Source organism: Pseudomonas sp. 14P_5.3_Bac1, assembly GCF_025466135.1.
Taxonomy (GTDB): Bacteria; Pseudomonadota; Gammaproteobacteria; order Pseudomonadales; family Pseudomonadaceae; genus Aquipseudomonas.
The window spans coordinates 43,530-57,035 of record NZ_JANLOF010000049.1; the positions used below are offsets into that span (position 1 = coordinate 43,530).

General features: G+C 57.0%; 13 protein-coding genes. 10 read left to right on the top strand and 3 right to left on the bottom strand.

Translation table 11 applies throughout. The annotated features are described in order from the left end of the window. Window position 1 precedes the first annotated feature (1 nt). The 5 genes from NTD89_RS11065 to NTD89_RS11085 all read left to right on the top strand — a co-directional run bounded on the left by NTD89_RS11065 (window position 2) and on the right by NTD89_RS11085 (window position 5,306). On the top strand, window positions 2-1,012 hold the full coding sequence (locus tag NTD89_RS11065; protein WP_262207599.1) for a UDP-glucose 4-epimerase family protein: 1,011 nt from the start codon (window positions 2-4) through the stop codon (window positions 1,010-1,012). Beyond that, window positions 1,005-2,117, top strand: a complete 1,113-nt coding sequence (locus NTD89_RS11070; RefSeq protein WP_262207602.1) for an acyltransferase family protein — start codon at window positions 1,005-1,007, stop codon at window positions 2,115-2,117. The genes NTD89_RS11065 and NTD89_RS11070 overlap by 8 nt, the downstream gene beginning before the upstream one ends. 20 nt (window positions 2,118-2,137) lie before the next feature. Next, window positions 2,138-2,698: a sugar transferase gene (locus NTD89_RS11075; RefSeq protein WP_262207603.1), complete on the top strand. Its 561-nt coding sequence runs from the start codon at window positions 2,138-2,140 to the stop codon at window positions 2,696-2,698. A gap of 119 nt (window positions 2,699-2,817) precedes the next feature. Further along, a complete protein-coding gene (locus NTD89_RS11080; protein ID WP_242193844.1) occupies window positions 2,818-4,815 on the top strand; it encodes a polysaccharide biosynthesis protein in 1,998 nt (665 codons plus the stop codon). A gap of 158 nt (window positions 4,816-4,973) precedes the next feature. Further along, window positions 4,974-5,306, top strand: coding sequence for a ComEA family DNA-binding protein (locus NTD89_RS11085; protein ID WP_106576856.1), 333 nt, complete (start codon window positions 4,974-4,976; stop codon window positions 5,304-5,306). 27 nt (window positions 5,307-5,333) lie between these two features. Here NTD89_RS11085 and NTD89_RS11090 read toward each other — a convergent pair whose 3' ends face one another. Beyond that, window positions 5,334-5,912: a TetR/AcrR family transcriptional regulator gene (locus tag NTD89_RS11090; protein WP_262207606.1), complete on the bottom strand. Its 579-nt coding sequence runs from the start codon at window positions 5,910-5,912 to the stop codon at window positions 5,334-5,336. A gap of 132 nt (window positions 5,913-6,044) precedes the next feature. Here NTD89_RS11090 and NTD89_RS11095 point away from each other — a divergent pair, with 132 nt between their 5' ends. Both NTD89_RS11095 and NTD89_RS11100 read left to right on the top strand, forming a co-directional pair. Next, window positions 6,045-6,689 carry a GntR family transcriptional regulator gene (locus tag NTD89_RS11095; RefSeq protein WP_262207673.1) on the top strand — a complete coding sequence of 215 codons (645 nt, stop codon included), beginning with the start codon at window positions 6,045-6,047 and terminating at the stop codon, window positions 6,687-6,689. A gap of 14 nt (window positions 6,690-6,703) precedes the next feature. Further along, entirely contained in the window at window positions 6,704-7,552 is an 849-nt protein-coding gene (locus NTD89_RS11100; protein ID WP_145163181.1) for an urea carboxylase-associated family protein, read from the top strand. An 8-nt stretch (window positions 7,553-7,560) separates the two neighbouring features. Here NTD89_RS11100 and NTD89_RS11105 read toward each other — a convergent pair whose 3' ends face one another. Then, on the bottom strand, window positions 7,561-7,728 hold the full coding sequence (locus NTD89_RS11105; protein WP_083359476.1) for a DUF2897 family protein: 168 nt from the start codon (window positions 7,726-7,728) through the stop codon (window positions 7,561-7,563). 110 nt (window positions 7,729-7,838) lie between these two features. Beyond that, on the bottom strand, window positions 7,839-9,203 hold the full coding sequence (gene eat / locus NTD89_RS11110) for an ethanolamine permease (RefSeq protein ID WP_262207608.1): 1,365 nt from the start codon (window positions 9,201-9,203) through the stop codon (window positions 7,839-7,841). Window positions 9,204-9,596: 393 nt separating this feature from the next. Between eat and kdpF the strand changes: the two genes are divergently transcribed. Genes kdpF through kdpB form a run of 3 tightly spaced genes read left to right on the top strand, consistent with a single transcriptional unit; the run spans window position 9,597 to window position 13,462 of the window. Continuing rightward, complete coding sequence (gene kdpF, locus NTD89_RS11115) at window positions 9,597-9,686, top strand: K(+)-transporting ATPase subunit F (RefSeq protein ID WP_003218754.1); 90 nt, start codon at window positions 9,597-9,599, stop codon at window positions 9,684-9,686. A 9-nt stretch (window positions 9,687-9,695) separates the two neighbouring features. Then, window positions 9,696-11,390, top strand: a complete 1,695-nt coding sequence (gene kdpA, locus NTD89_RS11120) for a potassium-transporting ATPase subunit KdpA (RefSeq protein ID WP_145163185.1) — start codon at window positions 9,696-9,698, stop codon at window positions 11,388-11,390. A gap of 14 nt (window positions 11,391-11,404) precedes the next feature. After that, window positions 11,405-13,462, top strand: a complete 2,058-nt coding sequence (kdpB, locus tag NTD89_RS11125; RefSeq protein WP_410017208.1) for a potassium-transporting ATPase subunit KdpB — start codon at window positions 11,405-11,407, stop codon at window positions 13,460-13,462. Window positions 13,463-13,506 lie beyond the last annotated feature (44 nt).

Consider the following 13,506-nt stretch of genomic DNA (forward strand, 5'->3'; position numbering starts at 1 on the left):
AGTGTTGGATGAAATTAGCGTTGGTTCCGCTGCAGGCGCGCCCACAGTGCTTCTCACGGGCGGAACGGGTTTTGTAGGGCGCTCAGTGCTGGATGCGCTGGTTAAGGCTCAGTTTCAAGTGGTGAATGTAACCCGCAAGACGGACACTTCGCCGCGCCCTGGCGTGCAGGATTTTGTTATTGAGTCGTTGACCGGGGACATTGACTGGACAGCGCCCCTGTCGGATGTTGACGTAGTCATTCACTCTGCCGGTCGAGCGCACATCATGAACGAAACCCATAGCAATCCGTTGCAGGCGTTTCGGGAAGTTAATGTGAACGCTACGCTCAATCTGGCTCGGCAAGCAGCTGACGCCGGCGTGCAGAGATTCATTTATATAAGCTCGGTTAAAGTCAATGGTGAAGAAACCAGCGCTGGCCGTGCGTTTACGTCAAAGGATGCCCCTGCGCCGCTCGACGATTATGGAGTGTCCAAGCTGGAGGCAGAGCAAGCGCTTTTAGAGCTGGCGCGTCACACCTCAATGGATGTCGTCATCATTCGGCCTGTCCTGGTCTATGGGCCAGGCGTGAAAGCCAATTTTGAACGAATGCTTTCTGTCGTTAACAAAAAGCTGCCACTTCCTTTTCGCACGATTGATAACCGAAGAAGCCTCGTCTTCATTGATAATCTGGTCGATCTGATTTGCGTGTGCATCAAACATCCTGCCGCGGCGAACCGTGTGTTCCTGGTAAGCGATGGTCACGATCTGTCTATTGGACAGATTCTGAAAAAGCTCGCCGTGGCGATGAACAAGCCGTCCTATGTTTTTGCTTTTCCTTATGCATTGTTGAATGTTGCAGCAGCGTTAGTGGGCAAGAAAGAGTTTTTGCAACGGTTGTGTGGTTCGCTTCAGGTCGATATCACGGACACGCGGGAATGTTTAGACTGGACACCTCCAGTCAGTATTGACGAGGCTTTTGCAATCACGGCTCGGCATTATCAAGAAAAACAGAGCGGACCGTCGCATGGGTAATTTGGCTGAGCTGCTTAAGTCCAGAGATAATAATTTCAATTTTATCCGGATGGTTGCGGCATTTTTCGTGTTGGTGTCACATTCGTTTCCGCTATCCCGAGGCGCTACCGAAGTTGAGCCGTTGATGGCTCAGCTCGGAATAACACTCGGCGGCTTGGGCGTATTCACTTTTTTTTGCATATCCGGATTTTTCATATCGCTGAGTTATGAGCGGTCCAAGACAAAGATTGATTTTGTCGTGGCCAGGTTTTTAAGGTTGTACCCTGCGCTGTTGGTGGTCCTGGTATTAAGTGCTTGGGTAATCGGTCCGTTGTTCACCGATTTTAGTGTGCATGATTATTTTTCTTCTAAAGAAGTACATAAATACATCACAGGAAATCTGAAGCTGAAGGATATTCACTTTCAGTTGCCAGGCTTGTTTCAGGACAATCCCTACCCCGGAATCAATGGTTCGTTGTGGACGTTGTATTATGAGGTGCTGCTGTACGCGATGGTGTTCGCGCTCGGTGTTATCGGTTGTTTGACACATACTCGCCGGGTTTCGATATTTTTCGTGCTGTATTTTGTGTTTTATGCAGTATTTAACCTGTTGCAAAAAAATGAATACTTGATTGCAGGTTTTCAGTTTCGCACGTGGGTGCAGTGGAGCTTTGCGTTTGTTATTGGCATGGTATTTTATGCCTACCGAACCAAGGTTCAGCTGAGCGTCTGGATGTTAGCCCTCGGCTGGTTGGCCGCGCTGTGTTTCTACAAGTCCCCCTTGTTTGTAGAGGTGTTCGTGATCGCATGGAGTTATTCTGTCTTTTTCGTTGCCTTCAACACCCAATGGTTCGCACGCCAATACAATAAGCTCGGGGATTACTCTTACGGTCTGTACATATATGCTTTTCCTACCCAGGAGATCCTTGCGCACACGTGGAAAGGAATATCGCCCGTTGAAATGATTTTCGTGGCGCTTCCCGTTGCACTGGTTCCGGCTGTCCTGTCGTGGCATTTGATAGAACACCCTTGTATTCTGCGCAAAAAAGCGCTGGCGTCCTGGTTGTCCGTTTCAATCGCCAAATATTCAGGAAAGTTCGCTAAATATTCGTCTAAACGGTTGTGAATTGAAAGGTTGGTGGAAACATGAAGCGCTTTTTTGATCTAGTACTGAGCCTCTTTGCCTTGCTCATACTCTTGATCCCGATCTTGCTTGTTACGGTGGCGGTTAAATTGACGTCAAAAGGACCCGCACTGTATTGGTCTGACCGCGTAGGGGTGAACAACGTATTGTTCAGGATGCCAAAGTTTCGCTCGATGCGTATTGGTACGCCTGCTGTGGCCACGCATTTGCTGCTCGACCCGTCTAAATACTTGACGCCTATTGGCAACTTTCTAAGAAAGTCCAGCCTGGATGAATTGCCTCAGCTGTGGAGTATCATCGCAGGTGATATGAGTTTTGTAGGACCCAGACCCGCGCTTTTTAATCAGGCCGATCTGGTTGAGCTGCGCACCGAGCAAGGCGTACACCTTATCCGTCCAGGTCTTACGGGATGGGCGCAGGTCAACGGCCGTGACGAGTTGCCCATACCGGTTAAGGTTGGCTATGATGCTTTTTACGCGAAAAACATGAGTGTTCTTTTCGACCTAAAAATCTTGTTTTTAACAGCCTTGAAGGTCATCAAACGTGATGGTGTTTCACATTAATACCGTAGCAAGTGTTTGATTGGCCGATTCAGGTTGATTATACAAAGTATGTTTTTTGTTCTGCGTTGTAATGCGATCAAGAAGTTTTTTTGATCTGACGCATAGGCGATAGGTGAATCATGATAAACCGGTTGCGTACGTGGCTATTGAAATTGCCTCGTCATCAAAAACGACTGATTCAAGTATTGGCGGACGTCATACTCGTATTTTTGGCACTGTGGATGGCGTTTTTAGTCCGTCTCGGAATCGACGAGATGATCAACCCGGTCAAAATGCACTTGTGGTTGTTCCTGGCGGCGCCGGTGGTTGCGATACCCCTGTTCATTCGCTTCGGTATGTACCGCGCTGTCATGCGTTATTTTGGCAACGATGCGTTGGTCGCAATTATCAAGGCGGTCAGCCTTTCTTCTTTAATCCTGGGTGTGGTCGTTTATTGGTATAGCAACCATCAGAACGTGGTGCCCCGGTCGATCATTTTCAACTATTGGTGGTTGAGTTTGATCATGGTCGGTGGCTTGCGTTTGACCATGCGTCAGTACTTTTTAGGCGATTGGTTTGCCGCTGCCCAACACGTCCCGTTTACCAGCCGTGACGATGGTCTTTCACGTGTTGCCATCTATGGCGCCGGTGCGGCGGGGAATCAGCTGGTGGCAGCGCTTCGTATGGGCCGAGTGATGCGCCCGGTTGCGTTCATTGACGATGACGCGTCTATTTCGGACCGTGTCATCTCGGGCCTCCAGGTCTATAAGCCCAAGCATATCCAGAGGATGATCGACGCTACGGGAGCACAGGAAATTCTCTTGGCAATCCCGTCCTCCAATCGCGGGCGGCGCCGGGAGATTCTCGGTTTTCTCGAAGGTTTTCCGCTACACGTTCGTAGCGTCCCGGGTTTTATGGACCTGGCCAGTGGACGGGTCAAGGTTGACGATATTCAAGAGGTCGATATTGCGGACTTGCTGGGACGTGATTCGGTGCCTGCGCAAGGCGATCTGCTTGAGCATTGCATCAAGGGGCAGAGTGTCCTGGTCACGGGGGCGGGTGGCTCGATCGGTTCAGAACTCTGTCGGCAAATTCTGGAGCTTAAACCTAAAACCTTGCTCTTGTTTGAGCACAGCGAGTTCAATCTCTACAGTATTCTTTCAGAATTGGAACAGCGTATTACTCGTAAATCGTTACCGGTAAAACTGCTGCCTATCCTGGGTTCAGTGCGGGACCCGTCAAAGCTGCTGGATGTCATGAAGGCCTGGCGGGTCGATACCGTTTACCACGCTGCCGCCTATAAGCATGTACCCATTGTCGAGCACAACATCGCAGAGGGTGTGCTGAACAATGTTATCGGCACGCTGAACGCGGCGCAGGCGGCGGTTCAAGCGGGCGCATCGAATTTTGTGTTGATTTCCACCGACAAGGCCGTGCGTCCAACAAACGTGATGGGCAGCACCAAGCGTCTTGCCGAGTTGACCCTGCAGGCATTGAGCCGTGAACCTGCCCCCGTGCTGTTTGGGGACAAAACCAACGTGTCGCGGGTGAATAAAACCCGTTTTACGATGGTTCGATTTGGCAATGTATTAGGCTCCTCCGGTTCGGTGATCCCGCTGTTTCACAAGCAGATAAAGTCTGGCGGACCGCTGACGGTCACGCACCCGAAGATCACCCGTTACTTCATGACCATTCCTGAAGCGGCTCAGCTGGTCATTCAAGCGGGTTCGATGGGGCTTGGCGGAGATGTGTTCGTGCTGGACATGGGTGAGCCGGTCAAGATTGTCGAACTGGCTGAAAAAATGATCCATCTCTCAGGACTGAGTGTGCGGTCCGACAAAAATCCTCACGGCGATATTGCCATTGAGTTTTCCGGTTTGCGCCCGGGCGAGAAGTTATATGAAGAGTTGCTTATCGGGGACAATGTTGTTGCAACACAACATCCGATGATCATGAGCGCTAACGAGGACTACTTGCCGTGGGAAGTGTTGAAAGTCAAGCTTTCTGAGCTACTTGCCGCAATTGATCAGGACGATTTCAGCCGGGTTCGCCAGTTGTTGCGCGACACCGTCAGTGGTTACACGCCGGATGGGGAAATTGTTGACTGGATATATCAGCAGCGTCGACTTGAACCATGAGTTTAAATGTTACAAATCTACGGGTAAGTCGTTCTGCCGGAATAGAAAAACACACGCTGTAACTGACTCACTTTTGACTCCCTCCAAACATCACCTAAGTTAGAAAGGCAGCTTCGGAAAAGCTGCTTTTCTTCTACCGATGTCATGGAGCGTCACCTATGCAAAACACCTATATCTCTTCCCTGATCTTTGCCTTCCTCGCGAGTGTCTCCGTCGCCACCACCGCAGCCCCATCCGCCAAACCCGAAGCCCCTACGCCCATCGTCGCCCAGATGGCGAAAGTTGAAGAAACGACCAAGGTCAATCTCAACACCGCCGATGCCGAAGTCCTGCGCCGCGATCTGTTCGGCATTGGCGCTGCCAAGGCCAAGGCGATTGTCGCCTATCGCGACAGCAATGGGCCCTTCACTGCAGTAGACGAGTTGCTGGAAGTCAAAGGCATCGGTAAGGCATTGCTGGAGAAAAACCGCGACAGGCTGGCTATTAATTGAGTCTGTAAACGTTGCCCAAGAGGCCGGTCATTGACCGGCCTTTTCTTTGTCTGAGATCTGATCTTTCAAGTTCTCGCGCACGACTTTCATGATCCGCGTTGCCAATGACTGGCTCTCTACGCTCCTGGCCAGCACCAATGCCCCTACCAACGTCGACATCAGTACCAGGCTTCGTTCGTCGGCATTCGCGTGATCCAACGTTGATTCAACCTGCCTCAATCGCGCTTCAAGCACAGCATCCGTGGTCGGACTCTGCTTTCCCCTCTGGCCCAATTCCGAAGACATGGTCGGCAGCGGGCAGCCTTCAGCGGGAGAGGTCTGGTGCCAGTCAGACAGATAGTTGTCTATGAATGCATCCAGCGGCCGCTCCTGGCTGAACAGAGTTTCGCAATGTGCATCCAGTTCTGCGGCGGCAGCCTGCAGGGCCTTTTCCACCAGATCATCCTTGGATTTGAAATGCGCGTAAAAGCCACCGTGCGTCAGATTGAGTGCTTTCATCAGGGGTTGCAGGCCGGTCGCGCTGATGCCGTCGCGGCGAAAGCGCACTGAGGCTTCCTTGATGATGCGTTGATGGGTCTGGGCTTTATGGTCTGCTGAATAACGCATGGGCGGCCTCGTGGACGAGCGGGCATGTTAACGGAGTTAAGCTTTTTTACCCATCCACACATCGTTCAGCGGTACTGGCATGAAAAGTGATTACATCTGGTTCATGGATTGTTCAACAATCGTGAGGTGATGATGACGCTCAGCTTGTCTCTGGCGGATCAGATTGCACTTGAACTGCGTGCCGACATCATTGGCGGGCGGCTGTTACCCGGCATGGCGCTGGTCGAGGTGGACCTGGTCAAAATTTATAACGCATCGCGCAATACCATTCGCGAGGCCTTGCACCGTTTGGGGCAGGAAGGGCTTACCCGTTATGTGCGCAACAAAGGCGTGATGGTGCGGCGGCTGGAACGAGATGAAGTGCGTGACCTGTTCGTTGTACGCCGAACCCTCGAATTGCAGGCTATCGCCCAGAGCGGTGGGCTGACGGATGCTCAGTCCGAGCACATGCAAAACGCAATCGAAGCCACCTCCCTGGCCAGGGAGCGCGAGGACTGGCGCGCAGTGGCGACTCACAGCCTGACGTTCCACCAACGGATTGTCGGGCTGATGCGCAGCCCACTGTTTGATGAGTTTTTCGCCCAGGTCATAGCTCAGCTACGGCTGGTGTTTTGCGCGGCACCCGATGAGCAGCGTTTCCAGTCGCCCTGGTTGGAGCGCGACCAGGAGATCTATGCGTTGCTGACGTGCGGCAACAAAGCGGCTGCGCAGGAGGCGATGAGCCAGTACCTGGACGATTCCGAACGCCTTTCCCTGGCCTTGTTTGATCACCCCTGATGGAGGATTGCCCCATGTATAAAGACTATCCGGCCGCGTACCAGGTCAGTAAAGGTTCTGCGCTGCAGGTTGATACCGCGTTCTATGAGCGCATTCGTGATCGTGCGGACCAACGCACATTGATCGAGCAGTTCGACGTGCCGATTCGCACGGGCAGGGCGTGGAAGGTGCCGGCCGGGCATGTGTTCCGGGTTACCACGCCGGTTGGGCCACAAGTGGGTGACTTCAACGTGTGGAATGCCAACGATCCTCGCGAACGTCTTTGGGCCGCACGTACCCGCCAGTTACAAGGCGCACATGTCAGCACTCATGATCGACTGTGGTCGAACCTGCCGTTTCTGCGGCCGCTGGTGACCATCACCGATGACAGCCTGGCGAGTTATGGCATCGATGAGCATGGCGGGCGCCTGCACGACTTGCTTGGCACGCGCTGCGATCCGTATGTGAATCGCATGCTCACCGGCGAAGACTTTCATCACCATTGCCACTCAAACCTGACACGCGCGGTGCTACCCCACGGTCTGACGGAATTCGACGTGCATGACGTGTTGAACATTTTCCAGTGCACCGGCCTCAATCACGATGACATGTACTTCATGAAAGCCTGCCCGGCGCAGAAGGGCGACTACCTGGAGTTTTTTGCCGAGATTGATTTGCTCTGCGCGCTGTCGACGTGCCCGGGCGGGGATTTGTCGCTGCCGATGTGGGGGCCTGACGCGCAGGATCCGTTGACGGTGTGTCGCCCTTTGGGTGTGGAGATTTATCGTCTGGAGGAGGAGTTGCTCAATGGCTGGAGCCAGCCCGAACGTGCGGCCTATAAAGGCCAGCACGGGTTGCATATCGCCAAGGCGGCGTGGGAGTAGCGCCAGGTTCAGCGGTCCTGGGCGTCCTTTGAGTCTGCCTGGGCGTTGCGCTCGGCCACGCGTTTGCGTTGTTCGTCGGTGAGTTCCACCTTGTTGGCGCTGTCACGCAGCATCAATAAACCACCGACGATCGAACCGATCGCGACCACTAAAATCAACCAGGCATACCACGGCATAGGGCTCTCCTTGAGGCAGCAAACCGTGGGGAAATTTCCCACGGTAATAGCTGCTTTGAGTCACGGGCTTTCTTAGTAGTTCATTGTAGGCCCGTTCTGCCCCAGTAGCCTCACAGCCCCGTCAACATCGCATCGGCCGGTGCGTCGGCGCGGTCCTGCGCGGTCAGTTGGAAGTACACAAAACCCACCACCATGAAGCCCAGGAAAATCAGCCCGATCAGCGCGTTGAACCAGGCCATGGCCACCAGGCAGACCACCGCCAGCACCAGCGCTATGCCGGGCACGATCGGATAGCCCGGTGCACAAAAGGTGCGCTCCAGCAGCGGCTCGGTCTTACGCAGTTTGAACAGGCTGAGCATGCTCATGATGTACATCACGATGGCACCGAACACCGCCATGGTGATCATCGCGGCGGTCAGCGTCATGCCGCCCAGGTTGATCAGGCCGTCGCTGTAGATGGCGGCGATGCCGACCACACCGCCGGCAATGATTGCCCGGTGCGGCGTCTGAAAACGCGACAGTTTGGCGAGAAAAGAGGGCAGGTAGCCGGCGCGCGCGAGGGCGAAGAACTGGCGCGAGTAGCCGAGGATGATGCCGTGAAAACTCGCCACCAGGCCGAACAGACCGATCCACACCAACATGTGCAGCCAGCCGGAGCTGTCGCCCACCACGGTTTTCATCGCTTGCGGCAACGGGTCATTGATATTCGACAGCGTGCGCCAGTCGCCCACGCCGCCGGCAAAGAACATCACGCCCATGGCCAGCACCACCAGCGTCAGGATCCCGCTGATGTAGGCTTTTGGGATGGTGCGCTTGGGATCCTTCGCTTCCTCGGCAGCCATCGCTGCACCTTCGATGGCAAGGAAGAACCAGATGGCGAAAGGAATGGCCGCAAACATCCCGGCTATCGCCGGCGCGCCGAAGGTGTCGGACCCGGCCCAGCCATTGAGGGCGAAGTTGCTGAAGCTGAACGCCGGCGCTACCACGCCCATGAACACCAACAGTTCGGCGACGGCGAGCACGCACACCACCAGCTCGAAGGTGGCCGCGAGTTTCACCCCGAGAATATTCAGGCCCATGAAGACGATATAGGCACCGACGGCCGCGTGTTTGGGGTCGAGTGCCGGAAACTGCACATTCAGATAAGCGCCGATGGCCAAGGCTATCGCAGGCGGGGCAAAGACAAATTCGATCAACGTTGCCAGGCCGGCGATCAAGCCGCCTTTCTCACCAAAGGCGCGACGGCTGTAGGCAAATGGGCCACCCGCGTGAGGAATCGCCGTCGTCAGTTCGGTGAAGCTGAATATAAAGCAGGTGTACATGGCGGCGACCATCAGCGAGGTCACCAGAAAGCCCAGCGTGCCTGCGACGCCCCAGCCGTAGCTCCAGCCGAAGTACTCGCCGGAAATCACCAAGCCGACGGCAATGCCCCACAGATGCAGGGTGCCCAAGGTGGGTTTGAGTTGTGTGTTCATCGTGTTGCGCTCCCTGAACCGTTTGGAATGATTCAAGGTGTTGCAGCGGCCATGCCAGTGCGCCATTCATTGTCGTAAAGACGCCGAACTGTCGTCGAGGAGACGGTTTGGCGTTTGAAATCTTCTGTCATTGCACCAGTTGAGTGCAGGGGCGTTTGAGCTGCCGTCATCGCGGGCAAGCCCGGCTCTCACAGGGGATTGCGGTTACCTGTGGGAGCCGGGCTTGCCCGCGATGAGGCCCCAACAGCCACCACCGACCTCTGTAAACCCCGCATAAATCCACTCTTTACGCCGTCTTTACGCCCGGCCCCCAGCGTCGCTCTCGTTCCTTTACGCCACTCCTGCGGACAATTGCCTCACACGCGGCAATCGCCGCAAAACGGAGAGACTTCCATGAGCGTTCTGGACGGGGTGTCACTGCTATTGGCCGTGGCGCTGTTCATTTATCTGCTGGTTGCGCTGTTACGCGCGGATCGGAACTAGGAGCAGGCTATGCACAGTTATGACTATTGGCTGATCATCGCCTTCTTTGCCGTGGTGCTGGTGCCGGCACCGTTCCTGGGAAGGTTCTATTACAAGGTGATGGAAGGCCAGCGCACCTGGCTCACGCCGGTGCTCGGCCCGGTTGAGCGCGCGTGTTATCGCCTGTCTGGCGTGGACGAACACCAGGAACAGAGCTGGCAGAAGTACACGCTGGCGCTACTGGCGTTCAATCTGGCCGGTTTCGTGTTGCTGTTCGCTGTGCTGTTGTTCCAGGAGTATCTGCCACTCAACCCGCAGAAATTGCCAGGTCAGGAATGGACGCTGGCCTTCAACACCGCGGTCAGTTTCATGACCAACACCAACTGGCAGAACTACAGCGGTGAAGCCTCCCTGAGCTACCTCAGCCAGATGATCGGCCTCACCGTGCAGAACTTCGTCAGCGCCGCCACCGGCCTGGCTGTGCTGGTCGCGCTGTGCCGTGGTATCGGGCGTAAGTCCACCAAGACCCTGGGCAACTTCTGGGTCGATATGACCCGCGCTACCCTCTACGGCTTGCTGCCATTGTGCCTGGTGTTCGCGCTGTTCCTGGTGTGGCAGGGCGTGCCGCAAACCTTCGCGCACTACGTGAATGCCGTGACGATGCAGGGCGTGGACCAGGTGATCCCACTCGGCCCGGCAGCCAGCCAGATTGCGATCAAGCAACTGGGCACCAATGGTGGCGGCTTCTTTGGCGTCAACTCGGCGCACCCGTTTGAGGACCCGACGGCCTGGGCCAACCTGTTCGAGCTGTCGGCAATCATCCTGATCCCGGTGGCGTTGGTGTTCACCTTCGGTCACTACGTGAAGGACCTGCGTCAGAGCCGCGCGATTCTCGGCTGCATGCTGGCGCTGTTCCTGATCGGCGGCGCGACGTCGCTGTGGGCCGAGTACCAACCCAACCCGACCCTGAACAACCCGGCCGTTGAGCAAACCGCACCGCTGGAAGGCAAAGAAGCGCGCTTCGGCACCACCGGCACGGTGTTGTGGTCGGTCACCACCACGGCGGCGTCCAACGGTTCGGTCAACGGCATGCACGACAGCCTCAACCCGCTGAGCGGCATGGTGGCGCTGGTCAACATGATGGTCGGTGAAGTGATCTTCGGCGGCGTCGGTGCCGGTATGTACGGCATGTTGCTCAACGTGTTGATCGCGGTGTTCCTCGCCGGCTTGATGATCGGCCGCACCCCGGAATACCTGGGCAAGAAGCTTCAGGCCAAGGAAGTGCAATTGCTGGTGGTGACCTTGCTGGTGATGCCGGTGGGCACGCTGGTACTGGGCGCCATTGCCGCCAGCCTGCCAGGCCCGGCAGGTGCTATCAGCAACCCTGGGCCGCACGGTTTCAGCCAGTTGTTGTACGCCTACACCTCGGCCAGTGCCAACAACGGTTCGGCGTTCGGCGGCTTCAGTGGCAACACCGCGTTCCACAACCTGATGTTGGGCCTGGGCATGTTGATCGGCCGCTTCGGCTACATCCTCCCGGTACTGGCTCTGGCTGGCAGCCTGGCAATGAAAAAGACCGCTCCGATTGGCCAGAACAGCTTCCCCACGCATGGCCCGCTGTTCGTGACCCTGTTGACCGTGACCATTTTGCTGGTGGGCGGCCTGACTTTCCTGCCGACACTGGCACTGGGCCCAATCGCTGAACACCTGAGCATGGGCTTCTAAGAGGGGATATGAAAATGAATATGCCTGCAAAAAACGCCGCCCCTGTGACAACTCAGGAGTCGCCAAAAACCGCCATCTCTGCGCTATGGCGCCCGGCGCTGGGCCAGGCGTTCGTCAAGCTGGACCCGCGCCAGCTGCAACGTTCGCCGGTGATGCTGGTGGTCGAACTGACCGCCATCCTCACCACCGTGTTGTGCTTCGTGCCCGACACCGCCGTGCCGACGTTCGTCGCCGTGCAGATCGCCGTGTGGCTGTGGTTCACCGTGCTGTTCGCCAACTTCGCCGAGGCCTTGGCCGAAGGTCGCGGCAAGGCCCGCGCCGACAGCCTCAAGGCTGGCAGTGAAGGCCTCAGCGCACGCCGCAAGGAGGCCGACGGCAGCTTCAAAGTCGTGCCGGCCACCAGCCTGCGCAAAGGCGACGTCGTGCGCGTCGCCGCCGGAGAAATGATCCCCGGTGACGGCGAGGTCATCGAAGGCATCGCGGCAGTCAACGAAGCGGCGATCACCGGCGAATCCGCACCGGTGATCCGCGAGTCCGGCGGCGACCGTTCGGCCGTCACCGGCAACACGCGGCTGGTGTCGGACTGGTTGCTGATCCGCATCACCGTCAACCCGGGCGAGTCCACGCTGGACCGCATGATCGCCCTGGTGGAAGGTGCCAAACGCCAGAAAACCCCCAACGAAGTCGCGCTGGATATCCTGCTGATCGGCCTGACCCTGATCTTCCTGCTGGTGGTGGTCACCCTGCAGCCGTTCGCGCACTTCGCCAATGGCAGCTTGCCGCTCGTGTTCCTGGTCGCACTGTTGGTGACGCTGATTCCTACGACCATCGGCGGCTTGTTGTCGGCCATCGGTATCGCCGGCATGGACCGTCTGGTGCGCCTCAATGTGATCGCCAAATCCGGGCGCGCGGTGGAAGCGGCGGGTGACGTGCATGTGTTGCTGCTGGATAAAACCGGCACCATCACCTTTGGTAACCGTCGCTGCGCGGCGGTGATCGCCGCGCCTGGCGTCAGTGGCCGGGATTTGGCCGAGGGTGCGCTGCTGGCATCGCTGGCGGACGACACCGCAGAGGGCAAATCCATCGTCGAATACCTGCGCGCCTTGCACCCGCAGGCTGAGCCGACCCTGGACCAACTGACCTCGGTGCCCTTCAGCGCGGAAACGCGTTTGTCCGGTGTCGATTACGAAGGCCGTGTGTTCCGCAAGGGCGCGGTGGATTCGCTGCTGGCGTTTATCGGCCAGCAACGCCGCGACCTGCAACCGGCACTGTCGCGGGAAATCGACAAGATCGCCCAAAGCGGCGGCACACCCTTGCTGGTGTGCGCCGACGGCAAATTGCTCGGTGCGATCCACCTCAAGGACGTGGTCAAGCCTGGCATCCGCGAACGTTTTGCCGAGCTGCGCAAACTGGGGATTCGCACCGTGATGGTGACGGGCGATAACCCGCTGACCGCTGCGGCGATTGCTGCCGAAGCCGGCGTGGACGATGTGCTGGCCGAAGCCACGCCGGAGAAAAAACTCGCGCGCATTCGCCACGAACAGAATGACGGTCGTCTGGTTGCCATGTGTGGCGACGGTGCCAACGACGCCCCGGCACTGGCCCAGGCCGACGTCGGCATGGCGATGAATGACGGTACCCAGGCGGCTCGCGAAGCGGCCAACATGGTCGACCTCGACAGCGACCCGACCAAGCTGCTGGACGTGGTGCAGATCGGCAAGGAGTTGCTGGTGACCCGCGGCGCGCTGACCACGTTTTCCATCGCCAACGACGTGGCCAAGTACTTCGCAATCCTGCCGGCACTGTTCGCCTCGATCTACCCGCAATTGGGCGTGCTCAACGTGATGCACTTGCAGAGCCCGCAGAGCGCGATTCTCTCGGCCATTGTGTTTAACGCGTTGATCATTGTGGTGCTGATCCCGCTGGCGCTGCGCGGTGTGCGCGTGCAGGCGGCGAGCGCGGCGGCGTTGCTGCGTCGCAACTTGCTGATCTATGGGCTGGGCGGGATTGTGGTGCCGTTCGTGGGCATCAAGGCGATCGACATGCTGCTGACCGCGCTGCACCTGGTTTGACCCGATTCCTGGGGGCGCCACGTCGGCGCCCACAGGCTGCAATG

Excerpts from the sequence above, each read along its gene's own strand:
- NTD89_RS11070 (WP_262207602.1), top strand. The coding sequence starts at position 1,005 with ATGGGTAATTTGGCTGAGCTGCTTAAGTCCAGAGATAATAATTTCAAT.
- NTD89_RS11075 (WP_262207603.1), top strand. The coding sequence starts at position 2,138 with ATGAAGCGCTTTTTTGATCTAGTACTGAGCCTCTTTGCCTTGCTCATA.
- NTD89_RS11080 (WP_242193844.1), top strand. The coding sequence starts at position 2,818 with ATGATAAACCGGTTGCGTACGTGGCTATTGAAATTGCCTCGTCATCAA.
- NTD89_RS11085 (WP_106576856.1), top strand. The coding sequence starts at position 4,974 with ATGCAAAACACCTATATCTCTTCCCTGATCTTTGCCTTCCTCGCGAGT.
- NTD89_RS11090 (WP_262207606.1), bottom strand. The coding sequence starts at position 5,912 with ATGCGTTATTCAGCAGACCATAAAGCCCAGACCCATCAACGCATCATC.
- NTD89_RS11095 (WP_262207673.1), top strand. The coding sequence starts at position 6,045 with ATGACGCTCAGCTTGTCTCTGGCGGATCAGATTGCACTTGAACTGCGT.
- NTD89_RS11100 (WP_145163181.1), top strand. The coding sequence starts at position 6,704 with ATGTATAAAGACTATCCGGCCGCGTACCAGGTCAGTAAAGGTTCTGCG.
- NTD89_RS11105 (WP_083359476.1), bottom strand. The coding sequence starts at position 7,728 with ATGCCGTGGTATGCCTGGTTGATTTTAGTGGTCGCGATCGGTTCGATC.
- eat (WP_262207608.1), bottom strand. The coding sequence starts at position 9,203 with ATGAACACACAACTCAAACCCACCTTGGGCACCCTGCATCTGTGGGGC.
- kdpF (WP_003218754.1), top strand. The coding sequence starts at position 9,597 with ATGAGCGTTCTGGACGGGGTGTCACTGCTATTGGCCGTGGCGCTGTTC.
- kdpA (WP_145163185.1), top strand. The coding sequence starts at position 9,696 with ATGCACAGTTATGACTATTGGCTGATCATCGCCTTCTTTGCCGTGGTG.
- kdpB (WP_410017208.1), top strand. The coding sequence starts at position 11,405 with ATGAATATGCCTGCAAAAAACGCCGCCCCTGTGACAACTCAGGAGTCG.